This is a genomic window from Pigmentiphaga sp. YJ18 (assembly GCF_038066655.1).
Classification (GTDB): Bacteria; Pseudomonadota; Gammaproteobacteria; order Burkholderiales; family Burkholderiaceae_B; genus Pigmentiphaga.
In genome coordinates this window covers 452,309-475,140 of sequence record NZ_JBBUKU010000002.1, presented here as the reverse complement: position 1 = coordinate 475,140, position 22,832 = coordinate 452,309, and the positions used below count along the sequence as shown (strand labels likewise).

26 protein-coding genes and 1 pseudogene are annotated in these 22,832 nt (G+C 62.2%); 10 read left to right on the top strand and 17 right to left on the bottom strand.

The genetic code is table 11. The features are described from left to right. Nucleotides 1–23: 23 nt before the first annotated feature. From dbpA to WKR98_RS15995, 3 genes are all read left to right on the top strand, one after another. On the top strand, nt 24–1,412 hold the full coding sequence (gene dbpA, locus WKR98_RS16005; protein WP_341434083.1) for an ATP-dependent RNA helicase DbpA: 1,389 nt from the start codon (nt 24–26) through the stop codon (nt 1,410–1,412). A gap of 283 nt (nt 1,413–1,695) precedes the next feature. Beyond that, nucleotides 1,696–3,240 carry a sensor domain-containing diguanylate cyclase gene (locus WKR98_RS16000; protein ID WP_341434480.1) on the top strand — a complete coding sequence of 515 codons (1,545 nt, stop codon included), beginning with the start codon at nt 1,696–1,698 and terminating at the stop codon, nt 3,238–3,240. Beyond that, the gene (locus tag WKR98_RS15995) at nt 3,237–4,214 is read left to right on the top strand and encodes an EamA family transporter (RefSeq protein WP_341434082.1); all 978 of its coding nucleotides are present in this window, start codon (nt 3,237–3,239) and stop codon (nt 4,212–4,214) included. Before WKR98_RS16000 ends, WKR98_RS15995 begins: the two co-directional genes overlap by 4 nt. Nucleotides 4,215–4,227: 13 nt before the next feature. Here the strand turns inward: WKR98_RS15995 and WKR98_RS15990 are convergent, their stop codons facing one another. Continuing rightward, nucleotides 4,228–4,722 (bottom strand): DUF2938 domain-containing protein, encoded by a 495-nt coding sequence (locus tag WKR98_RS15990; protein ID WP_341434081.1) that lies wholly within the window; start codon nt 4,720–4,722, stop codon nt 4,228–4,230. Nucleotides 4,723–4,803: 81 nt separating this feature from the next. On the opposite strand from WKR98_RS15990, the gene WKR98_RS15985 reads away from it, so the two are divergent. Then, nucleotides 4,804–5,232, top strand: a complete 429-nt coding sequence (locus tag WKR98_RS15985; protein ID WP_341434080.1) for a helix-turn-helix domain-containing protein — start codon at nt 4,804–4,806, stop codon at nt 5,230–5,232. Here the strand turns inward: WKR98_RS15985 and WKR98_RS15980 are convergent. Both WKR98_RS15980 and WKR98_RS15975 read right to left on the bottom strand, forming a co-directional pair. Further along, a complete protein-coding gene (locus tag WKR98_RS15980; protein WP_341434479.1) occupies nt 5,216–5,941 on the bottom strand; it encodes an HXXEE domain-containing protein in 726 nt (241 codons plus the stop codon). The two genes, WKR98_RS15985 and WKR98_RS15980, sit on opposite strands and share 17 nt — an antisense overlap. 277 nt (nt 5,942–6,218) lie before the next feature. Continuing rightward, nucleotides 6,219–6,482 (bottom strand): DUF2274 domain-containing protein, encoded by a 264-nt coding sequence (locus tag WKR98_RS15975; protein WP_445936103.1) that lies wholly within the window; start codon nt 6,480–6,482, stop codon nt 6,219–6,221. Between the two features lie 371 nt (nt 6,483–6,853). On the opposite strand from WKR98_RS15975, the gene WKR98_RS15970 reads away from it, so the two are divergent. The 6 genes from WKR98_RS15970 (at nt 6,854) to WKR98_RS15945 (ending at nt 11,288) form a co-directional block, all read left to right on the top strand. After that, nucleotides 6,854–7,048 carry a type II toxin-antitoxin system RelB/DinJ family antitoxin gene (locus tag WKR98_RS15970; protein WP_341434079.1) on the top strand — a complete coding sequence of 65 codons (195 nt, stop codon included), beginning with the start codon at nt 6,854–6,856 and terminating at the stop codon, nt 7,046–7,048. 47 nt (nt 7,049–7,095) lie between these two features. After that, nucleotides 7,096–8,016, top strand: a complete 921-nt coding sequence (locus WKR98_RS15965) for an ABC-three component system protein (RefSeq protein ID WP_341434078.1) — start codon at nt 7,096–7,098, stop codon at nt 8,014–8,016. Continuing rightward, nucleotides 8,013–8,261, top strand: a complete 249-nt coding sequence (locus WKR98_RS15960; protein WP_341434077.1) for an ABC-three component system middle component 6 — start codon at nt 8,013–8,015, stop codon at nt 8,259–8,261. The genes WKR98_RS15965 and WKR98_RS15960 overlap by 4 nt, the downstream gene beginning before the upstream one ends. Continuing rightward, a complete protein-coding gene (locus WKR98_RS15955; RefSeq protein WP_341434076.1) occupies nt 8,258–9,979 on the top strand; it encodes an ABC-three component system protein in 1,722 nt (573 codons plus the stop codon). The genes WKR98_RS15960 and WKR98_RS15955 overlap by 4 nt, the downstream gene beginning before the upstream one ends. 102 nt (nt 9,980–10,081) lie before the next feature. Beyond that, nucleotides 10,082–10,864, top strand: coding sequence for a hypothetical protein (locus WKR98_RS15950; RefSeq protein ID WP_341434075.1), 783 nt, complete (start codon nt 10,082–10,084; stop codon nt 10,862–10,864). A 109-nt stretch (nt 10,865–10,973) separates the two neighbouring features. After that, entirely contained in the window at nt 10,974–11,288 is a 315-nt protein-coding gene (locus WKR98_RS15945; protein ID WP_341434074.1) for a hypothetical protein, read from the top strand. Nucleotides 11,289–11,453: 165 nt separating this feature from the next. On the opposite strand, the gene WKR98_RS15940 is transcribed toward WKR98_RS15945, so the two are convergent. The 14 genes and pseudogenes from WKR98_RS15940 to WKR98_RS15875 form a co-directional block, all read right to left on the bottom strand. Next, the gene (locus WKR98_RS15940) at nt 11,454–12,011 is read right to left on the bottom strand and encodes an ester cyclase (RefSeq protein WP_341434073.1); all 558 of its coding nucleotides are present in this window, start codon (nt 12,009–12,011) and stop codon (nt 11,454–11,456) included. Between the two features lie 231 nt (nt 12,012–12,242). After that, nucleotides 12,243–12,929 carry a DJ-1/PfpI family protein gene (locus WKR98_RS15935; RefSeq protein ID WP_341434072.1) on the bottom strand — a complete coding sequence of 229 codons (687 nt, stop codon included), beginning with the start codon at nt 12,927–12,929 and terminating at the stop codon, nt 12,243–12,245. A gap of 53 nt (nt 12,930–12,982) precedes the next feature. Next, nucleotides 12,983–13,684, bottom strand: coding sequence for a DsbA family protein (locus WKR98_RS15930; protein ID WP_341434071.1), 702 nt, complete (start codon nt 13,682–13,684; stop codon nt 12,983–12,985). A 188-nt stretch (nt 13,685–13,872) separates the two neighbouring features. After that, the gene (locus WKR98_RS15925) at nt 13,873–14,082 is read right to left on the bottom strand and encodes an MFS transporter (protein WP_341434070.1); all 210 of its coding nucleotides are present in this window, start codon (nt 14,080–14,082) and stop codon (nt 13,873–13,875) included. Between the two features lie 4 nt (nt 14,083–14,086). Continuing rightward, nucleotides 14,087–14,390, bottom strand: a pseudogene (locus tag WKR98_RS15920) (phage integrase central domain-containing protein); the annotation flags it as partial. A 31-nt stretch (nt 14,391–14,421) separates the two neighbouring features. After that, nucleotides 14,422–14,652, bottom strand: coding sequence for a DUF2274 domain-containing protein (locus WKR98_RS15915; RefSeq protein ID WP_341434069.1), 231 nt, complete (start codon nt 14,650–14,652; stop codon nt 14,422–14,424). Between the two features lie 109 nt (nt 14,653–14,761). Continuing rightward, entirely contained in the window at nt 14,762–15,796 is a 1,035-nt protein-coding gene (locus tag WKR98_RS15910) for a tyrosine-type recombinase/integrase (protein ID WP_341434068.1), read from the bottom strand. Continuing rightward, the gene (locus tag WKR98_RS15905; protein ID WP_341434067.1) at nt 15,793–16,764 is read right to left on the bottom strand and encodes a tyrosine-type recombinase/integrase; all 972 of its coding nucleotides are present in this window, start codon (nt 16,762–16,764) and stop codon (nt 15,793–15,795) included. The genes WKR98_RS15910 and WKR98_RS15905 overlap by 4 nt, the downstream gene beginning before the upstream one ends. Further along, a complete protein-coding gene (locus tag WKR98_RS15900; RefSeq protein WP_341434066.1) occupies nt 16,754–17,989 on the bottom strand; it encodes a tyrosine-type recombinase/integrase in 1,236 nt (411 codons plus the stop codon). The genes WKR98_RS15905 and WKR98_RS15900 overlap by 11 nt, the downstream gene beginning before the upstream one ends. 156 nt (nt 17,990–18,145) lie before the next feature. Beyond that, nucleotides 18,146–19,414 (bottom strand): TrbI/VirB10 family protein, encoded by a 1,269-nt coding sequence (locus WKR98_RS15895; protein ID WP_341434065.1) that lies wholly within the window; start codon nt 19,412–19,414, stop codon nt 18,146–18,148. 1 nt (nt 19,415) lies between these two features. Beyond that, nucleotides 19,416–20,408, bottom strand: coding sequence for a P-type conjugative transfer protein TrbG (gene trbG / locus WKR98_RS15890; RefSeq protein ID WP_341434064.1), 993 nt, complete (start codon nt 20,406–20,408; stop codon nt 19,416–19,418). Further along, entirely contained in the window at nt 20,405–21,109 is a 705-nt protein-coding gene (gene trbF, locus WKR98_RS15885) for a conjugal transfer protein TrbF (RefSeq protein ID WP_341434063.1), read from the bottom strand. The genes trbG and trbF overlap by 4 nt, the downstream gene beginning before the upstream one ends. A 24-nt stretch (nt 21,110–21,133) precedes the next feature. Beyond that, nucleotides 21,134–22,513: a P-type conjugative transfer protein TrbL gene (gene trbL / locus WKR98_RS15880; protein WP_341434062.1), complete on the bottom strand. Its 1,380-nt coding sequence runs from the start codon at nt 22,511–22,513 to the stop codon at nt 21,134–21,136. After that, complete coding sequence (locus tag WKR98_RS15875; RefSeq protein WP_341434061.1) at nt 22,510–22,830, bottom strand: hypothetical protein; 321 nt, start codon at nt 22,828–22,830, stop codon at nt 22,510–22,512. The genes trbL and WKR98_RS15875 overlap by 4 nt, the downstream gene beginning before the upstream one ends. Nucleotides 22,831–22,832 lie beyond the last annotated feature (2 nt).

The following is a 22,832-nucleotide window of genomic DNA, read 5'->3' as shown; positions in this document are numbered from 1 at the left end:
CGGGTCTTGCGACCCGCCCTATCGTGACCGACACGTCCTTTACCTCCCTGCCCCTCTTGCCCGCCCTGCTGGACAACCTGCAAGGCCTGGGCTTCGAACAGATGACGCCCATCCAGGCCCAAGGCCTGCCGCTCATCCTGGAAGGCCGGGACCTGATCGCACAGGCCAAGACCGGCAGCGGCAAGACCGCGGCCTTCGGACTGGGCGCGCTGCAGAAGCTGGACGTCGACCGCCTGGTTCCGCAGGCCCTGGTCGTCTGTCCGACCCGCGAACTGGCCGACCAGGTCGCCCAGGAGCTGCGCCGGCTGGCCCGCCTGATTCCCAACGTCAAGGTCCTGACCCTGTGCGGAGGCACCGCCGCCCGCCCCCAGGCCGAATCGCTGGCCCGCGGCACCCATCTGGTCGTGGGCACGCCCGGCCGCATCCAGGATCACCTGGAGCGCGGCAGCCTGGACCTGTCCGCCCTGAACACCCTGGTGCTGGACGAGGCCGACCGCATGGTCGACATGGGTTTCTACGACGACATCGCCGCCATCGCCTCGCACTGCCCCGCCAAGCGCCAGACCCTGCTGTTCTCGGCCACCTACCCCGACAACATCCGCAAGCTCAGCGCCCGCTTCCTGCGCAACCCGGCCGAAGTCAAGGTCGAGGCCCAGCACGACGCCAGCCGCATCGAACAGGTCTTCTACGAGATCGGCGAAGACGAACGGCTGGACGCCGTCGTCACCCTGCTGGCGCACTTTCGCCCCGTGTCCACCCTGGCCTTCTGCAACACCAAGATCCGCAGCCATGAGCTGGTCGAACGCCTGCGGGCCGAGGGCATCAGCGCCCAGGCGCTGAACGGCGACCTGGAACAGCGCGAGCGCGACGAAATCCTGATCCAGTTCGCCAACCAGAGCTGCGCCGTGCTGGTCGCCACCGACGTCGCCGCCCGCGGCCTGGACATCCAGAACCTGGGCGCCGTGATCAACGTGGACGTGACCAAGGACACCGAGGTCCACGTGCACCGCATCGGCCGCAGCGGCCGCGGCGACCAGAAGGGACTGGCGCTCAGCCTGTGCTCACCCGAGGAAATGCGCTGGGCCAACCTGATCGAGCAATACCAGGGTACGCCGCTGAAATGGGGCGATCTCAAATCGCTGCGGGTCAAGGCCGACCGCCCGCTGCGGGCGCGCATGATCACCTTGTGCATACAAGGGGGCAAAAAGGACAAACTGCGGCCCGGGGATTTGCTGGGTGCGCTGACCGGGGATGGAGGGCTGGTTTTCGAGCAGGTCGGGAAAATCAATATCACCGAGTTCAACTCCTATGTGGCGCTGGACCGGCAGATTGCCAAACAGGCGTTCTCGCGGATTTCCAATAGCAATATCAAGGGGCGGCGGTTTCGGATGCGGTTTCTGGAAGAGTTCTGAACCGTCGGGGTTTGCCGCGCCTCATGCCCCCCGGCATGGGCGGATCGGTAAACAAAGGGAAAAACCGGCTGGCAACCGTCATTTACCCCCTTTTTCCAGTATTACTTGAAACATCAACTCTTTTAGAATCCATACCTTGATGAAACCGGATTGACGCCGCCGCCCCAACCCTTGCCGCGCGAGAAGATCACGAATGCAGAATGAAGCTGTTTTGGATCATCGTCTTTTCGCGGGCCATGGCGCGGGCAACACGGTGCCGCCGCAAGGCCGGCGTGCCCGGAAAATGCCGCCCATCGTGCTCCGGCTGACCCTGGGCCTGGCCCTGGCCTGGCTGGCGCTGGTGGCCGGCCTGGGCTGGTGGACCTCGCAGCGGATCCTGGCGGCGCGGCTGGACAGCGTGGCGACCAGCGCCGAATACGAGGCCACGACCACCGCCCGCGTCATCGACCGCCTGTTCACCGAAATGGTCAGCGTGGCCAACATGGTCGCCCGCCAGGGCCAGGTCATCCAGCTTGCCACCCGCTACCGCACCGACCCGCCCGGCGCGGCCGAGCTGACCCGCCAGCAGCGCGCCGCGCAATTCACGCAAGATCCGCTGGTACGCCGGGTCGGCGACTACATGAACGCGCTGGCCAGCGATCTGCGCTATGCCCGCATCTACATGAACAACATGTCGGACGATACCGTCACGGCCAGCAACTGGGCCGAGTCCGACAGCATCGTGGGCATGATCTACTCCGGCCGCACCTACCTGATCGACGCGCTGCGCCACGGCACGGGCCAACAATTCGGCATCGCCCGCCTCAACAACAGCCCCTCCTATTTCGTCAGCAGCCGCATCGACGATGCCAACGACGTGCCGCAAGGCTCGGTCACGGTGAAATTCGACGCGCCCGAGATGGCGGCCTACCTGACCGGGCGGCACATCGCCCTGATCGTGAACCGCCAGGGCCGCGTGATCACCGCTTCGTCCGAGCCCTTCATGCTGCGCAACCTGGCGGCGCTCCTGCCAGCCGGCACCGTGCTGCCGCCGGACGGCGGCGAAGCGCCCGGCGTACCCATGGACGCGCATCCGATAGCCAACGCCGGCCCCGATGCCGGCCAATGGGTCATCGACGGCAAGCCTTACCTGATGCGGCGCCAGCCGTTGACCAATCCACAATACCAGTTGATCACGCTGGCCACGCTGGACCACGTGGCGCCCATGCGCCAGCGCCATCTTTATACGACCGCACTGGCGGCCGTGTTCGGCCTGGTCCTGATCCTGCTGTCCGGCCAGGCGGCCGGACAAATGGTGATGCGACGCCAGGAAGAACAATACGCCGCCAACTACGACGCCCTGACCGGCCTGCCCAACCGCCGCTCGGTCCTGGCCGAACTGGACCGCCTGTTCACGCTGGCGAAGGACACCCAGAGGTGGGTGCTGGTCGCCTTCATCGACCTGGACGGCTTCAAGACCATCAACGACACGTACGGCCACGTCGTCGGCGACAAATTCCTGATCGAGGTCGGCCAGCGCATGTCCGCCGGCCTGCGCAAGAGCGACATGCTGGGCCGGCTGGGCGGCGATGAATTCGTCGTGATCGGACTGGTCGACCCGCCCCGCCCCGACGACCCGGACGGCCCGGTCGAGGCCATGCGACAGCGGCTAGCGCCGCTGCTGATCGGCACCTATACCTTCACCGAGTGCAGCTTCGACTACCCCGGCGCCAGCTTCGGCATCGCCAGCGTCGACCCCTCCGTCAGCTCGCTGCAAGCCGTGCTCAAGGTGGCCGACCAGCTCATGTATGCCGACAAACAGGCGCGGCGGACCCAGCGAATGACATGATCCTGCCGACCGTGCTCGCGCTCCTGGCGGCCTTCACCTTCGCCGCGAACAACGCCACGCTGCGCCGCGGGGTCGTCGCCGGAACGCTGTCACAGGCCATGGTGGTCACGTTGCTGCTTGGTACGGTAATGGTCTGGATCGCGGTGCTGGCGGTGGGCGGAACCGAATATCTGCAAGCGTTTCCGCTGCGCTCGACGCTACTCTTCTCCGCCGCCGGCCTGCTGCATTTCGGCTTCGGCCGCTATTGCAACTACCGCGCGACGCGGGCCATGGGCACCGTGCTGGTCGGACCCGTGCAGCAGACCAGCGTGCTGATCACGTTGGTGCTGGCCATAGTCCTGCTGGGCGAGCAGTTGACCACGCTGCATATCGTCGGCATTGCGCTCATCATCGCGGCGCCTATGCTGGCTGCTCGGGCTCACGCCCCAGCTTCCTTCCGCCCGTTCAAGCGCGCGTCCGTTGAATCGCCCCCGGTCGGAACGAAATCCGCCGCCAGCGGCTTCCAACCCAAACTGGGCGAAGGCTACCTGTTCGCCACCTTCTCGGCGCTGGCGTATGGCTCCAGCCCCATCCTGGTCCGGCAGGCCATGGTGGAGGGGAACGGGATGGCTGGAGGGCTGGCCGGCGCCGCCGTGGCCTATACCGCCGCGACCGTGGGCGTGGTGGCCATCGTCATCTGCCAGGGCGGCCTGGGCCGGTCGCTAACCATGTCGCGCCCTACGCTCGGATGGTATTCGGTCGCGGGCGCGACCGCCGCGGCCTCGCAGATCTTTGTCTACATGGCCCTTGCCATCGCGCCGGCGTCGGTCGTGATACCCATACAACGGACGTCGCTCGTCATGCGGGTGTGGTTTGCACGGGTGCTGAATCCGGAGCTGGAGTCGTTTGACGGGCCGGTGCTGCTGGCGACGGTTGTGTCGTTGATTGGCGCGGTGGCCTTGGCGGCGGATCCGGCCTGGTTCGGGATGAAATAGCGGAACACCCCGCTCATGCCCACACCAGCTTGAGCAAGGCCGCCGACAAGTAAAGCCCGCAGCCGAAAACCGCATGCGTTGCCACGCTGCGCAGGCGATTCTTCATCGGTGTCGGCGTGCGGGATGAGGCGATGCCCGCGCCCATGGCCGGCTGCATGACGAACCAGGGAACCATGACAGTCGCCACGCCCACCGCCAGAGCGGGCAGCCATGCCGGATCGCGCAGCCACGCCACGCCGTAAACACCCACCAGCAAGGCCGAGAACACGATGCCGACGGCGTAATGGATCGCCCACCCCAGCGGCGCTTCGCCGGGTATGGGCGCCGCCTTCGCCATGCTGGCGTGCGCGAACCTACCCCGGCACAGATGCCCCGCCCACTTGCCCACCAACGCGTAGTCCAGCGTGGGAACACCCAGGCCCTTCAGAATCATGGACCAGACGTCCAACACCGCTGTCGCGCCGATGCCGACCAGAACCATTCTTACCACTTCGCCCGTCGAGACCATGCCCATTCCTTTTCGATTGATGTAACCATCGTCCGAAGGCATGATAGAAGTTGAAGTCAACTTCAAGTCAAGGGGTACAGCGTGGACATTTCAGAAGTCGCCCGGCGCACCGGCGTGCCGTCCTCGACATTGCGGTTCTACGAGAAAAAAGGATTGATCTGTGCGACCAGCGCCGCTGGCGAACGCCGGCGTTTTACGCCAGACGTGCTCGATCAGTTGGCGCTGATCGCACTGGGGCAAGCTGGCGGCCTGTCGTTGGACGAAATTGGTGCCATGCTCTCCCCTGCCGGCGCGCCGAAGGTGGATAGAAAGGTGTTGGCAGCCAAAGCCGACGAAATCGATGCGACCATCAAACGCCTGCGTGCCATGAGCGAGGGCTTGCGCCATGCCGCGGAGTGTCCTGCGGCCAATCATGTGCAATGTCCGACATTTCAGCGTTTGCTCAAGGTTGCGGCGGCGGGCAGGTTGAAACAGCGCAAGGCGACAGGCAACCTTACGGGCCCGGGGTAGCTGGGGACCTGTCGCACCGGGGGTGGAAGAGCCAGCGTTCGGCCAACCAAGGTACGGCGATAAGAAGTCCGGCGTTTACCACCTGCATGACCATCGCGGGAGCGGAGATGCTTATCCAGCCTTTCATGAGCGGGACAAGCGAGCCCGCCAAGATGAGGTGCAGAGCGATTCCCCATCCGATCAGGAACACCCATGCGCCATGGCGAAAACCGCCCCTTCCGAAAAGAGTGCGAACCACCCATGCCGTCAGCGGCAGGAACAGCAACATCGCTGTCAACCAGCCAGGGTTGTAGATCGATCCGGCGACGATGCCGCCGATGACATGCGCAACTATGTTCACCGACATCACGCCATAAATGGCGAGTCCGACCAGAGGATGACGCCGGCTTAGCAAGGCGGCGATCGGCGCAGCAAACCAGAACATCGGCACATTGACTGCGGTAAAGAATGCCGGTGGCGCGGGACAATGCGTGGCGTCCTGGAAACCAAACAGCTGGCACATCGACGTTGGAAACGCGTACGTCCGGCCGAACACGTCGATCCCGTATTCCTCGACGTTATGGATTAGATAGGCCGTCACTCCTGCCCATGACAGCCAAGTCAGGTCCCGCCATCGCGAGATCGCTTTATCACTGCGGAGAAAATCGGATCCGAACAGGAGAAGGAGTAGCGAAATTGCGCCTATCAGCCCTAACCATGGGAACGACATGTTCAAGGGTAATTTCTCCGTGAAACCGGCGCCGAGGATAAAAAAGCCCGCAGTTACGCGGGCTTAGTGATGGTTTCGTGCTATCTGGTGCCGGTCGATGCGGGACCCGATTTCACTCCCACTCGATCATCAACAGGTCACGCAAGCCCGCGTGGTTAAAGGGATTTGCGATGATCGACATGGCCCATTACCGTCGCTTGTACCGTCATCCGACAAGAGCTTTGTCTCGTGCGGAAGATGGGGGGGTTGAGAGGCGACGACTCTGGCATCTCCATCGTCAATCACCCTCTAGGATAGCGCAGACGCGCGCAGCGGTCTTCCTCCAAGCCTCACTTCGCCGATGGCTTCGGCGCTGCCTGCCCCCCCCCTTGAAACCACGATCCCCTGCCATAAACGCCTCCAGCATGTGCGGGATCAACTTCTCGGCATCGACCGCCTCGCCATACGCCTGCGCGTGCAGCGCGGCATAGCGGCCGAGGTCGGTTTTCAGGCAGTGGGATCGGTGCCGACGAGGACACGGCCCTGCGCGCCTTGAGGGCACACGGCCGCGGGCTACAGTCGCGGACAAGGTGATGAAGTCAGGGGAGACGGCTGGGCATGGCAACGGCCGCCTCTATGCGCAGACCGCACGGCAAGCGAAGCGCGCAGGCCCGGATCTGGAAGCCGGGCCGCAGGCGTCAGCCGAGCGGAGCGAGGGAACGATGGAAGCCCGTCAGGGGCGAGACTCGCGTAGCGAGGCTCGATGCGGAGCACGAGCGCGCGGCCGGCCGCTTTATGGCCGGTGACGGCGAGGACGCCCCTCCCCGACTAATAGCGGCCGCGCCGCCGACGGCGACTCATGTTGCAAAACGGCCAATGACACCTAGGCCCAAATGAGGCACAATGTAGCTACAACAAAGTTTGAGGCACTTGATGGCCAACAGCAGTGATGTCGTGCGCGCCCGAATTGATGGGCATATCAAAGAGCAAGCCACGAGCGTGTTGGCTGGCATGGGCTTATCCGTCTCGGACGCCATTCGTGTTCTGCTCACGCGCATTGCAGCCGACAAGGCACTTCCTTTCGATATCAATCGTGCCCAAGCCCAGCCCGAAACCAAGAAGCGATGAGCTTCTGCCTGAACAACTCCAAAAATATTAAGGCTAGAGCCCAAGGCATGGATCGCATACAGCAGCTCAACTACGAAAAGGACTTTCGCATCGCCTTCTTGGAATCCAAGGGGGATGGGTTTCAACGTCTGTTCGAGAAACTGATGTCGAAGGTGCACCCCAACGACTTCATGGCGTGCCGGCCCTGGGGCAATGTTGGAGACCGAAAGAACGACGGATATCTGCCTTCTGAGCGAATCCTGTACCAGAGCTATGCCCCCAATGAGCTGACCGCAGCCGAAGCCATTAAGAAGGTCAACGAGGACTTCGACGGAGCCAAAGAACATTGGGAAGAACATTTCGATGAATGGACCTTTGTTCATAACGCTCCTGATGGGCGTTTAGGTCCTCACATCATCGAAGCCCTGGCCAAACTCGGCCAAGACAACCCGAAAATCAAAATCGGACACTGTGGGTACGAGGAGATGTTGGCGAAGTTCCGTCAGCTGAGCCTTGAGGACCTTGAGTCGTGGTTTGGTCCATCGCTTACGATGGAAGCGAACGTCAATCTAGGTTTCAGCGACCTCGCCGCGGTGCTTACCCATATCAGCATCACCCCAGCCCCCACGACGAGTGAGGTAAAGGACGTGTCTCGCGGAAAGATCGAGGCGAATCTCCTATCTCAGGCTGTTGCCGACTTCCTGAAAATCGGCATGCAGAAGTCGCCGCTGGTTGCACAATTCTTCAATAATTGGAAGAACCCTACTTACGGCGAACAGATCGCGCAGGCGTTCAAGCGCGAATATGTCCGACTGCGGGACAGCGTTCCACCGCTCCATCCTGATGAAATATTCGGCCACCTAGAAACATGGGCTGGCGGAACGGTGAATACTACCCCCGCCCACAAGGCGGCGGTTCTGGCGGTGATGGCATATCTGTTCGACAAGTGCGAGATCTTTGAAGATGCTCAAGCACTGGGGGCGGCATGATTCTGCCCTCCAAGCATCTACCGCAGGATCGCGCGCTACTGACCGTCGGCGCGCATGTGCTGACGTTCCTCGCACGCCCTAAGACCGTCTCCGCGCTTTGGGAAGACTTGAACAGGCATGACGCTGGGCGGGCCGCAATGCCTCGACGAATCACCTATGACTGGTTTCTGCTAGCCCTCGACCTCCTCTATGCCCTGGGAACCATCGAACTCGAAAGTGGACTGGTGGCAAGGAGGACAGCGTGATTCACCACATCTTCAGCACGCTACCCAGCTTCAAGAATCTCGGAGAACTGAAGCCCGGCCTGAACGTACTGCTGGCCCAAAAGACCGAAGGGGCAACTACCAAGCAAACGCGCAATCGCGCCGGAAAAACTAGTTTCATTGAGCTAGTGCATTTTCTGCTCGGCGCCGATGCTGGCCCGGAGTCGATTTTTCGCACACCGGAGCTGGTGGAACAGACCTTCGGCATGGATTTTGATTTGAAGTCGGAGCGCACGGTCGTCGAGCGCAGCGGCGGCTCCAAAGCCAAAATCTTTGTGACGGCTCCGCCTGCCGGGAAGGTCAAGTTCTCGGCCACCGAGTGGTGTACGTTCCTGGGCGAACAGATGTTTGGCCTCAGCAGCCTTGAAACCGCAGGCAGCAAGCCACCCTCTTTCCGGTCGCTGTTTGCCTATTTTGTACGCCGACAGGCAAGCGGAGCCTTCACGACGCCGGAAAAGCAGGCCGCGATGCAGGGAACTGGCGACATGCAGATGGCGCTGATGTTCCTGCTCGGACTAGACTGGCAGATTGCCCGAGATTGGCAAGCCGTGCGCGATCGGGAAAAGACCCTCGAAGAGTTGAAGAAGGCGGCTGGGAACGGTGCCTTCGGTTCAATCATCGGCAAGGCCGCCGACTTGCGTACGGAGCTAACCATTCAGGAAGCTCGTCTCAAGAAACTTCATGTGGAAGTCGAATCTTTTCAGGTCTTACCGGAGTACCGGGAGTTGGAAGTCGAAAGCGCCAGCTTGACCCGCCAGCTCAACGAACTGGCCAACGCCAATACCATCGACTTCTCTGCTATTCGCGACTTGGAAGGCGCGCTGGCCTCTGAGGTTCCGCCAGACCATGAAGATCTTCAGGCGGTCTATCAGGAAGCAGGCGTCGTGCTACCGGGCCTGGTCAAGCGTCGCTACGAGGATGTTAAAAGCTTCCACGACTCAGTGGTTCGCAATCGTAAAGACTATCTGTCCAGTGAACTCGAAGCTGCGAGGCTGCGAATCGAACTGCGAGACAGCAAGAAGGCGCAACTCGATCAGCGGCGCGGCGAGATTCTTGGCATTCTCAAGAGTCATGGCGCACTCGAACAGTTCCTCAAGCTGCAGGGCGAATTGGGGCGCCTGGAGTCTGAAGTGGAATCGCTGCGACAACGCTTTGAGGCTGCGGAGCAGCTCGAAGGCACAAAGAACGAATTGGAAATCGAGCGCAACCGGCTCACGATCCGCTTGCGGCGCGACTTTACGGAACAGAAGGACCGACTCGCGGAGGCCATCGTCGCCTTCGAGGAGACATCTCAACGACTGTATGAGTCAGCCGGCAGCATGACGGTCGATGAGACCTCGAATGGTCCGATCTTCAAATTTCCGATGCAAGGGCAGCGCAGCAAGGGTATCAAGAACATGCAGATTTTCTGCTTCGACATGATGCTCATGCGACTGTGCGCCGGACGAAAGATCGGGCCTGGGTTCTTGATCCATGACAGCCATCTATTCGATGGCGTCGACGGCCGCCAGGTCATCAGTGCTTTGCGCCTAGGCTCGGAGATCGCGCAGGAGCTTGGTTTTCAATACATCGTTACGATGAATGAAGACGATGCCTTCAAGGAGACTATCGAGGGCTTCGATCTAAACGACTATGTACTTCCGACGCGGCTGACAGACGCAACGGAGGATGGCGGGCTGTTTGGCATCCGATTTGGATGAGTGCCAGTTTGATTGAAATCTAGAGCGTCCGACTCAGCCAAGCTGTGAGGACCTGGGAAAGACCAAGCTGGTTACGCCCATCTGCAATTTTCGAGAGGCAGCATGATCGGACAAAGAACTCGCTATTCGTTCGCCCAATTCCTGGAGCTGCAGGAGCCGATGACTTCAATCGTGCTTTTGGGCAAGTACGGTGTCCAGCATCTATCACTTGCACAAGGGCAACTGTTGTACGGGTTGCTGAACACACTACGCGCCCTCGATGACCGCACGCTGATGCTGGTGTTGGCGGAGGTTGTTGCGACTTCGGGCGATCTGCGCGCCAGAGTCAATCCGAAGTATCGATTCGACGAGCGCCAGCACGATCTAGCGCAATGCCTCCTGCTGGATGGCTACATCATCCAGGACAGAAAGCTCATCCAAACCGATCCGTCGATTTCAGATGCGGCCCCCTTGGAGGATGATCTGATCATTGCGCTACAGAATTCCGGAGCTCCTCGTGCGCAAGAGATCATCGCCAAGATCAACGATTCGGCTGGCGCGTTTCGGGCAGCACCGCCCGACTACAACGCGTCGCTTGTGAACGCCCGGGTGGCGCTGGAGACTTTGGCCGGCGACATAGCTGCGCACGTTGCCTCGCAGGGGCAGGCTCCAGCCACCTACAACCCATCGAAGTGGGGCGAGGTGCTTGCGTTCCTGCGCATTAGCGGTGAGGTCACGACAGAGGAGGAGAAAGGCTTGGCTGGTGTTTTCGGTTTTCTCAGCCCAGGCGCTCACCGCCCGGTGGGAATCCCCGAAGATCAGATGACTCGGCTTGGCCGCTCCTTTGCACTCAACATGTGCTGGTTCTTACTCAAGAACCATCTCGTGCGTACATCACAACCTTGAACCTCCTGACTTGAATACACAAGGTCCAACAACAAGCCTTCCGAGCGACAGTTCGTGGCTCCATCAGGCAAGCATGCGCGATGTCTAATGCCGTTGATAGGGTCCCACTATGTCCTCAATGTTGGATAGGTTCTACGAGCAGTCCGCTCGACTGAACACCTTACTGAACAGCAACCCAGCCGAGGCGGTGAAACAGGCCAGGGAGATCAATCTCAATCTCGCTACTAATGAGCGATTCAACATGATGGGGCTGCGCGCCGCCATCCTGGTAGATGGCGGCGCATTGACTCAACAACAGGATGCGATTGAAGAAGGAATCACGCTGTTTCGTGAACTCCACGCCCTATTTCCAACTGCTGATCTCACCTACAGCTCAGCACGCTTGTCTGCGCCGATCACGAACAGCAGCACAAGCAGGGACTAGGCCAGCGCTTCGAGGCGGTGTGATAAACACCTAATCCCTCTCTTGTCGATGCTGCCGCCTGCGACGCCTCCGTTGAGGCTGGGACGGGCACACTAACTGGAGTGTGACCTCAGGACTGTCCGCGAAAATGCGGGGGCCGGCGATTCTGGATTCGCCGGCCTTCTCTCACTTGCCCATGATCTGGTCCATGAAGGCTTTGTTGTCCCAGAACAGATATTCCTCGGTCATCACGCCGGCAGAGTTCCAGTGTCCCACGGTGACCATGTTGAACTTAAAGGCTTTGCCGGTCGGCTGGATAACGGTGCCATCGGGCAGGACCATCGGCTTGGTGAAGGTGCCCTCAAAAACGCCCACGACCGAGGTCCAATCGCCGTCCGCAATCTTTATCGGATGCTGTTTGATCCGCGCGTCCGGCGCGTAGGTGAACAAATACTTCATGTCCTCGATGTGCTTTTCGATGCCGCGCGTCGAGCGGCCGTCGGGCCAGTAGACCACGATGTCCTCGCTGTGGCTCTCCTTGACGCGGTCCCACTTCTGGTTCGAGTACACGTCGAAGTCGAGCGTCTGGAACGTCGCCAGGCGCTCTTCCGAGATCCGCTTGGCTGTCTCAAAGTCTGCCAGCGTCTTCGGCGCGCGAGTCTGCGCACTGGCCGGTGTCGTCAACGTGGCGCTCATTACAACGCCGGCGGCGAGAAGCGCCGCGGCAGTTAGATTTCTCTTCATGTCATTTCCTTTCAGCCAAAGATTTAGCACCAGCTGGATAGCCGGTCATGGTCGGAGCGCAGCCGCAATGTTTATCCACCGCCGCAGGCCTCACGCGACGTGCTTGATCCAGATCGTAGCGATCTGGGCGCCGTGGCCGAGGCCGTAAGCGAATTCGTAGGCAACACCCGGCCGCACGCCTATGCGTGCGGCGTAGGCAGCTTCAGATTGAAGCGACATTGCTGCGCTAATTCAGTCCGGCATGAACACGAGTTCAAGCTGATCTTGGAGAGCGCTTTCAGCCTCATTGTTCTGTAGCATCTTCGGGCCAAGCGGATCGAACAGAAGATCCCCATGCAGAGGCCAAGTGTCCCAAGAACCTGCGAGGTTCTGTGCAGCATCTTTTCCGAACAGTTCAGCCACCAATGCGATGGTACTGGGATGAACGGTGGCAGCGCCGCCAGCGGTGAAGATGCGGTTGTTACGGTCAACTTTCCATGCAATCCGGGGAGAAATGAGATCGGCACCGAGCTTCGGCAGCCGACGCGCGAGGCTCGCAGGAGACGTAATCTGCTTCCCGTCCAGAATGCCGGAGCGATAGAGCACACCGACGCCGGCGCAGTTCGCAGCAACCCAACGGTTTTCCGCGTGATGCGCACGGATCAACCCCAGAACACGTGGGTCCTTAGAAGCCTCACCAGCGCCTATTCCACCCGGAATATAGAGAACATCGAAGCGATCGCTTTCTTTGACGATGCGCTGCGGCGAGACAGACGATCCCATATGGGTCGGCAGCGGGTCGTCATGGAAGCTGCCGATGGAGACATCAAGGTCTGGCCTGGTGAAGGCAACCGCGCGCATGAGCTCCCAGGCGGCATATAGGTCTTGTTCACTGACCTGGGGAAAGACAAGAAAAAGAACCGAACGAACATCGGACATGGGACACCTTTACAGGTTGTGAAACAACGAAATGCAGTAAGGCCCATCTGGGCTTATGGAACTGCCAGCAGCGCATCCAGGCGATCAATCATTTGCCGGCCCGTCGCGTAGCCCGAGCTTAGCGGGAGCATCCGGCCACCGCGCTCGACCAAAAGCGTCGGGAAGGAACGAACCTCAAAATTGCGTGCCTTAGCAAAATCCTGCGCAGCGGCCTTGCGAGCTTCATCGGAGGCGAATGCGGATGTGAACCGACCAAGGTCCAACCCTGTCGCGGCACACGCATCGACGTATGAAGATGACTGCGATAGGTCCATGCCTTCCACATAGAACGTACGTTGCACTGCGGAAAAGAATTCATAGGTCGACGACGCCGGAAAGCCGCCTTCCGCGAAAAGACGGCGCGCAACGACGATTGCTCGGCAAGCTGGCTCGGTGTCGTAGTTGAACGAAGGTCGATCCAGTAGCGTGAAGCCAAAGGGCTGACCGGTCGCTTCGGCGACGTGCGTCCATTCTTTACGCAGGAACCGCTTGAACCCGTCGATCCAGGGGTCACCCCCGCCAGCGCGTAGTCCTCCTACAGTGATTTGAAAACCAATTCCTCGCTCCGTCGCATGGGCCTCGAGCACCTTCAGGCTAGGGGACAGACCCCAGCACCAGGAGCACATGGGGTCACCGAAGTAATGAATGACCGCATCCTGATCAGCGCGGGGTGCATCGATCGAGCAAAGACCTGCAGACGTATCGCATGACGGCATGATTGACATCCGAAAATGTGATGAAAGCCACTAGGCCATCACGAAGATGTCATCATATTTATTTGCAAAAACGCATCAATGCTATAAGTTGAGATTCTCAGTTAAATATTTCTGAACAATATTGATGCCGAGTATCGACAAACTCAGTGCAACGCGGACCTTCTGCATCGCTGTGGATCTCAGCTCGTTCAGTCGAGCAAGCCAACTCCCGCCTTTTCCTTGGGAAAGATCTGCATCAGCAGTATCTGCGACAGCGGCATCAACGACCCGTCCGCAAGCCCTTGCAACACCCGGAACACGATCAGCGACTCAAGGTTCTGGACAATGCCGCAGAGATAGGAGAACAGCCCGAAGCCCAGGATGGACAGCAGGAACCAGCGCACTGTGCCGAAACGCATGGTAAGCAAGCCGGATGGTCGGATAGGTCGCTGCCGATTCCATCAGCCGATTCCATCAGCCGGATCTCCAGCGGCGACAGGGCGCGATCCTTCGGCGCGAAGGTCGCAGTCGACGGGGCACCCACATCCTTAGCCGGGTTGTCCACCTTCTCGCTGTGCAGGATGGCGAAGGCATAGACCTGCTTAACGATGTCGCGGGCGTGTATCACCGTAGCGGGCGCCCCGCGCACCATCACCTTGTTGCAGAGGGCGCGCAGGTCATCGGCGGCGATCTCGTTGAGCCGCCGGTTTTGAAAGGCCGAAAGGATGGCGCAGACAAGCACAGCGGTCTTCCTACCCTCACTTCGCCGCTGCCTGCTCTCCCCTCTTGAAACCACGATCCCCTGCCATAAATGCCTCCAGCATGTGCGGGATCAACTTCTCGGCATCGACCGCCTCGCCATATGCCTGGGCGTGCAGCGCGGCATAGCGGTCGAGGTCGGTTTTCAGGCTCGCCGGGCAGGCGAAGGTCAGCTTGACGTTCTCAGTCTTGGGCAGCGGCCCAAGCCGCAGCTTCTTAGTCGTGGTCATTGGGAGGCTCCCCGATTGAAGAATGTTGAGTGGATGAATATGTGCAGTGTCATGTCATGGTCCTTGGGAGGTGGTGGGGTGCATGGTCTGTTTGCTCCACATTTCGCTATCACATCCGCCGCAGCCAACCGAGCAGGTCGCGACCGGTTGAGTGGAAGTGGCCTGCGTTCGGCGGTGGAGTGAGTGCGTCCGGGAATACCTGGGAGATGGCTTGCCGTTTGAGGTCCATGTCGGCCCTCGCATAGCGCATCGTGGTGTTCAGGCCGGAATGGCCCAGCCACTGGCTGATCGTGGCGAAGTCCACGCCCGACTTGAGCAGTGCCATCGCCGTGCTGTGGCGGATCGAATGCGGGTGGATGTCTCTGTCTTGCAGCGAAGGGGCCGCCTGCGCAGCACAGGCCACGTAGCGGCGCAGCAGGTAGCGCACACCGAAGCGCGTGAGCGGGCCTCCCCTGGCATTAACAAAGAGCCGCGCATCGGCTGGGCCTCCCGCCGATGCGGCGGACTCTTCGATGAATGCTCGCAGCACATTGACCATGACCGGCCAGAGCGGGCATAGCCGCACCTTGCTGCCCTTGCCGTGCAGCCGCACTTGAGGCGGGGCTTCCAGTCGCACATCGCAGCGCCGCAGGTCGAGCACTTCCTGCACGCGCGCACCGGTGTTGAACATCAGGGCGAACAAGACGTAGTCCCGCCGCCCCAGTGCGTTGCTGCGGTCGATGCTCTGCAGCAACGCCTCGATCTCGTCGCGCTGCAGGTACTCGATAGGCAGTTCGCGGCCGCCACGCTTGAACGGTAGACCGATCACCCGTTGCAGGGTGCCCAGGTGCTGCGGCAGTCGATAGGCCAGGAAACGGGCGAAGACGTGGATGGCGCCAAGCCGGGCATTGCGCGTAGCGATGCCGTTGCCGCGTTCGTTCTCCAGGGATTCGAGGAAGCAGAGCACCCGCTCGGCGCTCAGGTCCGCGATCTCCAGTCGCTCGACGGGGCGCTGAGTGTCGCGGGACAAGAACTGCAGCAATAGCACCACGGCATCGCGATAGCTACGAACGGTGTTCGGGCTCAGGCCACGCTGACCGGGCAGGAACTCCTCGAAGAACCGAACCAGTTCGCGGCCCAGTTCGGTGGGTTGGCGCGGCTTCATGCTGCACCCCCTGTCATCACGTCCCCGCACGCACGCGCGAACCGTTCGGAGGCACGCACCATGACCGCCGGCATCCAGCGCAGGTAGTACGCGGTCGAAGTGATTGACACGTGCCCCATGTAGAGCGCGAGCTTGGGCAGATTGGCCTGGACATCCGCATCCGCCTCGTACCAGCGCAGCAATGCCGCGACGGCGAAGCTGTGTCGGAAATCATGGATGCGCGGCGATTTGCCATGCTCATCGCGAATGTCGGCATCACGCAAGTGGCGCTTGAGAGCTTGGTAGATGCTGCGTCCGGTGTAGCCGCGCGATCGGCGAGCGCACAGCAAGGACGCCCCTGGCGTCAGATCGCAGCCTGCCTGCCGGCGAGCCTCCAGATAGGTTTGCAGTTCCCCTTGGGCGCTGGCCGACAGAGGCACCCAGCGCGACTTGTGGAACTTCGACTCGCGTATCCAAAGAGCGCCTGGCCGGGTCTGCACATCACCCAGCGTCAGACGAATCAGTTCACCCCGCCGCAATCCGGCCGTGTACAACAGCACGATGGCCAGACGCATGGTCTGTGGCTGCAGCAGCGAGTTGCTGTTCGGTCGCAGCGTGGAAACATGCTCCAGCAGACATTCGACCTGCTCCGACTCAATGAGCGTCGGCAACGCTGCGGGCTGGCCACGCGCCAGTTCTTCCCGGGCTGGCATGAAGCAACCGGGATCGCTGCGACGACGGTAGCGGCAGAACTTGAAGACCGTCTGGTCATGGATGGCCTGCGTGTTCAGGTTGCGGCGTCCGGGCCGTGCACGCCATTGATCGAAGAGGACCTGATCGAGATCGCAAGCATCCTGCTGCACCAGAAAGCGCCGCAGGTTGCCCAGGATCGGTTCTTCCTTCTTGTACGAGCGGCCCAGTGCGCGGCGGCTGCCCAGAAATTCCGAAACGGCGGCATCCCAGTTGGCAAGGCGAAGATCACTGCACATGGCGACCTCCTTGGCGTTCTGTTCCGGGGACTTCCAGCGCCACGTCCTGCAGCATGCTGGTGTCCAGCCGAAGATAGACGCTGGTGCTCTCGATGCTGCGATGGCCCAGCAGGTCGCCAATGGCCTTGACGCCCACACCCTGCGTGAGCAGCCGCATGGCGAAGGTGTGCCGAAGCCGGTAGACGTGATGCCCGCCCATCGGCAATCCAGACTGCTGCACGCGCGCCTCGAAAATGTAGGTGATGGCACCGCTGGCCATCGGGCCGCCAGGGCAACGTACCCGCAGGAACAACTGCGGATGAGCGTCGCCCTGGGCGCGTCGGATGCGATCCAGGTAGTCACCGAGCATCTGCATCGTCTGGGGCATCAGCGGCAGTAGCAGATCGGATCGGGTCTTGCGCTGTGCAACGCGCACGGCAGATGCGTCCCAGTCGATCGAGTCCAAGCGCAGGGATGTGACTTCCGAAGGGCGAAGCCCGTAGCAGGCCATCAGGTGCAGGATGCAGTGGTCGCGGCGTCCCGCCTTGCTGTCCAGGTCGATCGACTGCAGCAGTTGCAGCACCAGGTTCCAATCCAGGGCCTGCGGTGGCATCTCATCGCGGTAGAGGCGCGGTGCTTCGATACCCACGCTGAGATCCTTGGCGAGATGACCGTGCGCGTGGCAGTAACGCAGGAAACCACGCAAACGGCCGATCGTGCCCTGAAGGGACGCGCGAGACATCTCGCGAGCACGCAGCGCGACATACTGGGAAATGCCTTGGGACGATAGCCCTTGCAATCCCTGCGTTGCGGCGGAACTGCGCTGAAGGAAATCCCAGACCGTTGCGCGGTGGTACACGCGCGACGAAGCCGCCAGGCCGCGGACATGGTCCAGATAGTCATCGTAAGCCGCGAGCAGGTCAGCGAATGGATCATCACTCTTGGGCATTTCCAGGCGACTGCGGGCTGTGAGAAACCTGCCGTAGAGCCGTTCGGTACTGCGGAACCTGTCGGGCCGACTGGGTACTCCAGAGCCGACGGCAGCGAATGCCTGATGCAGGCGCTCCTGCGTGCATGAAGACTGGGGCAGCAGCGGCAATGCCTGCTCCAACTGCGTCAGATGGCGATGTGAGGAACCAGGCGTGTAGTGCTCGGCCGCCAGCCAATCGGCAAATGTGGCCATCTCCTCGGGGAAACATGATCGCGCCAAGAGCGCGCGCGTGTTGCTGGGCAAGGTCGTTTCCATGATGTCCTTCCGTCGATGAAGTGGATGGACAAGAAACAGTACGCCGGCCCAGCGCACATATGTGGAGTGGATGCGGCCGCAGTCCCCTGCAAATGCTGCCTTGGATCGGTTGCTCCACATGTGTACGGACTCAACATTCTTCCAGTTACGTTGAGCTCAACGTAACTGGAAGAACAGTGGCTGATACGGCCGCAGCACCAAGTCCCGGTTGACGATGATCCGCACTGGTAGGCCGGGCCGCGTGATCAGCGTCGGCTGGATGTTCATATTGCGCCGGGTGATCTCCTGACCGACCTGATTGACGCTGTCCTGGGCACTGTCGCGTCCGGCGATGACAATGCGGTTGCCGTCCTGACGGTTCTCCGGCGCGGCCAGCTCGGCGCCCACGCCCAGCAGCGTCGTCAGCACCGCGCCTGCGACAATGCGATTCCAATGCCAGTCCACGTCATCTTCCAGGCCGGCATAGCCGGCCGGATCGGTGCCCACAAGGTTGTCGAGCGTCAGTGAGGAAGTGTCCGGTAGGATGACCCGATTCCACACCACCTGCACACGGCTCTGCCCATAGCTGACCTGGCTGTTGTAGCGCCCGAGGATGCGCGCTCCCTGCGGGATCAGCAGAAACTTGCCCGTAGCCGTGTCATAGACCGGCTCCGTGACCGTGGCGATCACGTCGCCCGGCAAGTCCGACTTAATGCCTGTCACCAGCGCGCCGGCAATCACCGTTCCGGCCATCACCTGATACGGCGACGCGGGCAGCACCAGATTGCCGGAATTGCGGGTTTCCGTAGAACCGGCTTTCAGGAACGCCTCTTTCTGGTCTTGCCAGTTCTGAACCGCAGTCGGGTCCGCGGGCTGGGGCGCCGTCGAAGCCGGCCCGGCAGCGAGCGGATCGAACGCCGCGAGCGTGCTTGCAGCACCCGACGGTGCCTGGGCGGCCGAGGTGCCTGCCTGCCCTTGGCCGCCAGAGCGGAAGAATACCGACGATGCTGCCGCTGCGTCCGCCTCCTTGCGCAAGGCATCCTCCGGATCTTGGCCTGGCGGTGCATAGGCCGGCGTCACCGGTTGCTGCGAAGCGACGATGACCGGGCCAAGGTCGCCGGGCAACGGCGGCCCCAACTCGGGCACAACGGGCGGCAAGGCGGGCGGCAACTTCGAGTAGTCCGTCGGCAACGCATCCAGCCCTTCGGACTTCGAGACGCGATCGACGTTGTAAAGCTCGGTTTGCTCGCCCGTCCCGCGCCGCTGCGGTTGCAGCGACCAGATTGTGGCGCCGAGCACGGCGACCGACAGACCGCCGACGAGGAAGGCCAGCGTGCGCCGGTTCAGGCGCGTGACCGGGCGCGGCTGGGCGCGCAGCGCCACCGCCTCCGGCACGACCTTGCCCGCTTGCGGCGTGGCCAGGTCGGGGGTGTCATCCTGGCTCATGTCAGTTCCTCCACGCCACGCCGTCCGTGCGCTCGATCCGCACCACGTCACCCTTGTCTCCGCCCAGGCGTAGTTCGGCAGCGCCGAACAGCCGATCCACAATGTAGTACGGCGAGCGGAAGCGGTAATTGACCAGTTGTCCGTCGCCTTCTGGCCCGATCACGAACAGCGGCGGCAGCTCGCCTTGTGCGATGCCGGCGGGGAACTGGATATAGACCTTCTGCCCGTCGTCGAACGCGCGCAGCGGCTTCCACGGCGGGTTGCTACCGCTGACCGCGTAGCGGAAGCGCAGGTTTTCCAGCGACAAGCCGGAGTCCACCGGCGCGGCGATGCTGGCCGACTGCGCCTGGCGCTGCAAAGCCAGCATCCGGTCGCGCGGGTACTCCCAGGACACCGACGCCATCCACGTCTTTTCCGTCGAAGCCAGCTCCAGCAAGTACGTCCTGCGATTAGTGGTAACGACAAGATTGGTCTTAAGACCCGAACGGATCGGCTTGACCAGCACGCTCACGCGCAGCTCGGCTCCGCTGCCGCTCGATGTGTCGCCCACGATCCAGCGCACGGTATCGCCGGCGGCGACCGTCACCAACTCCTCGCCCGGCTGGAGCGAAACCACGGTCACGCGGCCCACGGCCGCATAGACCTGATACAGCGCGCCATCAGTGAAGGGCCACACCTGGATCGCGTTGACGTAGCCCTCGCGCGTGGGCGCGACGCGGGCCTCGGCATTGGCGCGCGAGACGCGCACCTTCTCGTCTGCCGGCTCCGGCGCAGCTTTGGCGTCCTCGGCGTCGGGCAACGGCTTCAACTGCGCCGGCATCGGCAGCACCTCGGGTACGGCCACCACCGCCACCGGCGCGGGCGACCCCGGCAGCAGTTGAGCCTGCACCGGCTCATCGAGCGAGATGGTCGGCGGTGGCTTTCCCTGCGAGGCGCAGCCCACAAGGGCAAGCATGATCAACGGCAAAGCGGTTTTACAGAAAGGATCATTCATGGCTTGGCTCCTTCGGAAGAATCCAATTCGCGGCTCCACGACAGGCCGTTGACGTAGATGCCCAGGGGGTTCTTGCGCAGGCGTTCCTCGGTGCGCGGCGGCTGGAGCACGATGGACACGATCGCCGTCCATCGCTCCAACCCAGCCGCGGCACCGTTGACGTAGCGGCGTTCCGTCCAGCGCACGTTGAAAGACGTGTCGCTGGCGTGCACGACGCTGGTGATCTGCACCGTCACCGATTCCTTGCCGATGCGCGCGAACGGGTCGTTGATCCGCGCGTAGTCGTTGAGCACGGCCGCGCCCTTGTCAGTTGTGTAGTCGTAGGCGTCGAGCCAGTTCTGCCGGACGACGATGGGGTCGATGGACAGCGAGCGTACTAGCGTCACGAAGCGCGCGATGTGGTGTGCCGTCTGTGCATCGTTGGGCCGGTATGGCGTGGCGGCTTCGCCCACGGCGCGCACCTGACCGGCGTTGTCCACCTCCACCACGTAGGGCGTCACGAAGGATTGCGCCGAGCGCCACACCAGGCCGCTGGCCATCAACAGCGCGAGCGTGAGGCAGCCGAAGGCCACCAGGCGCCAGTTCTTCGCCTGCACGCGCGGCGAGCCGATACGGTCGTCCCACACCTGGCCGGCAGCTTGGTACGGCGTGGCAGGCTGCGGCGTCTCGGCATAACGCACCTGCGGCTTTCTGAATCGCATGGTCGGTTCTCCTTGTGAATCGCTTTAGTCGTCGGAGCCGCGCAGGCTCGGGCCTTGCGCCGAGCCGCCACCGTCACCGCCGCGCAGCGTGTGCGCGGCGGTGACGGCAGCGTGGGTGAGTTGCTGGCGGCGATGCAGCCGCTTAGCCCAGGCGGGTTGCTCCGGCTTCTGGGCAGCGGCGCCGCCTGCCTGGGCTTCTACCGCGGGGGCTTGGCCGATTGACGCGCCAGCCTCAGTCGTCGAGCCATTCCAGCCAGCACGGAACGGAGCGGCCACCCGCTGCCCGGCAGCGGAAGCACGGGATGCTGCGGCTCGTCCGGTGGACTGCGCGCCGGTCCTGGCGACGTTGCCCAGGCCAGCCATCGCGCCCTTTGCTCTGCCGCCCGCGGCGGCAGAGCCGGCCTGAAATGCCGACTTCGCCCTGCTGGCCGCCGACGTGGCCGCGCGCGCGCCACTACCTGCCAGCTTTGCGGCAGCCGGAGCCATGCGCGCGCCAGCAACTACAGCACCACCCACGCCCGTCGCAGCGGCGCCGATGGCGACGCCCGTGCCGGCAGCGCCCACAGCAGCACCGGCCATTGCGCCCGCGCCAAGCTGCGGTGCACCGGACACGAGGCCCGTGGCAATGCCGGGGCCGAAGATCCCGAGCGCCAGCAAAGTGAGCGAGGCCAGCATGATGACCAGCGCGTGGTCGATGGACGGCTCGGCGGGATGGACTTGGAACTGAGCGAATAAGCCCGAGCCGATACCGACGATCACGGCCAGCACCAGAACCTTGACGCCGGAGGCCACCACGTTGCCCAAGACCTTTTCCGCGAGAAACGCGGTCTTGTTCCACAGCGCGAACGGCACCAGCACGAAGCCAGCCAATGTCGTCAACTTGAACTCGATCAGCGTGATGAAAAGCTGGATCGCCAGCACGAAGAAGCACAAGACCACGACCAGCCACGCGAGGAACATCACCACGATGGGGTCGAGGTTCACGAACACTTCGGGAAAGCCCACCATCTCGCCGATCTGCTCCAGAATCGGAGCCCCAGCGTCGATGCCGGTTTTCGCCAGCCGGCCCGGCTGCAGGAAGTTCTCCATCGTGATGGCCGAGCCGGTGGCTGTGATGCCTAATCCCGCAAACGAGCGGAACACGATGCTAGCCAGCCAGTTGAAGTTATTAATGATGTAGGCGAAGGCACCGACGTAGAGCACCTTGCGCAGCAGCTTGGCGATCACGTCCTCGCCCTGGCCGGTGGCATGGCTCATGGCCCAGTACAGGCCGGCGATCGTCATGTCGATGACGATCAGCGTAGCCGTGAGGAACGCCACTTCGCCCCGCAGCAGCCCGAAACCCGAGTCGATATAAGCGGCGAAGGTGTTGAGAAACTGGTCGATGATGGTCACGTCATTCATAGCGCGTCCTCCGGTTCGGGTGGCATTGCCGGCGCTACGCCATCGGTCGGTTCCTCGAAGCTGGGCGGGATCGGCGGCAGGTCAGCCAAGGTCTGGTATTCATCCGGCCCGGCCTGGCCGGAGAAGAAGCGCCAACGGAAGGCTTCGGCGGCGGCGCGGCAAGCGTCCTCGCCCGTGGCCTGCCGGTCGGCCGCGCATTGCGCGCGTAATGCCTTGAGCCGCACGGGGTCGGCGGCCAGGGTATCGGCAAGGTGGTCGGCCGGCTGCCCGCCGCAAGCGGCCAACAACGCAGCACACAGGACGAGGACGCATCGCATGG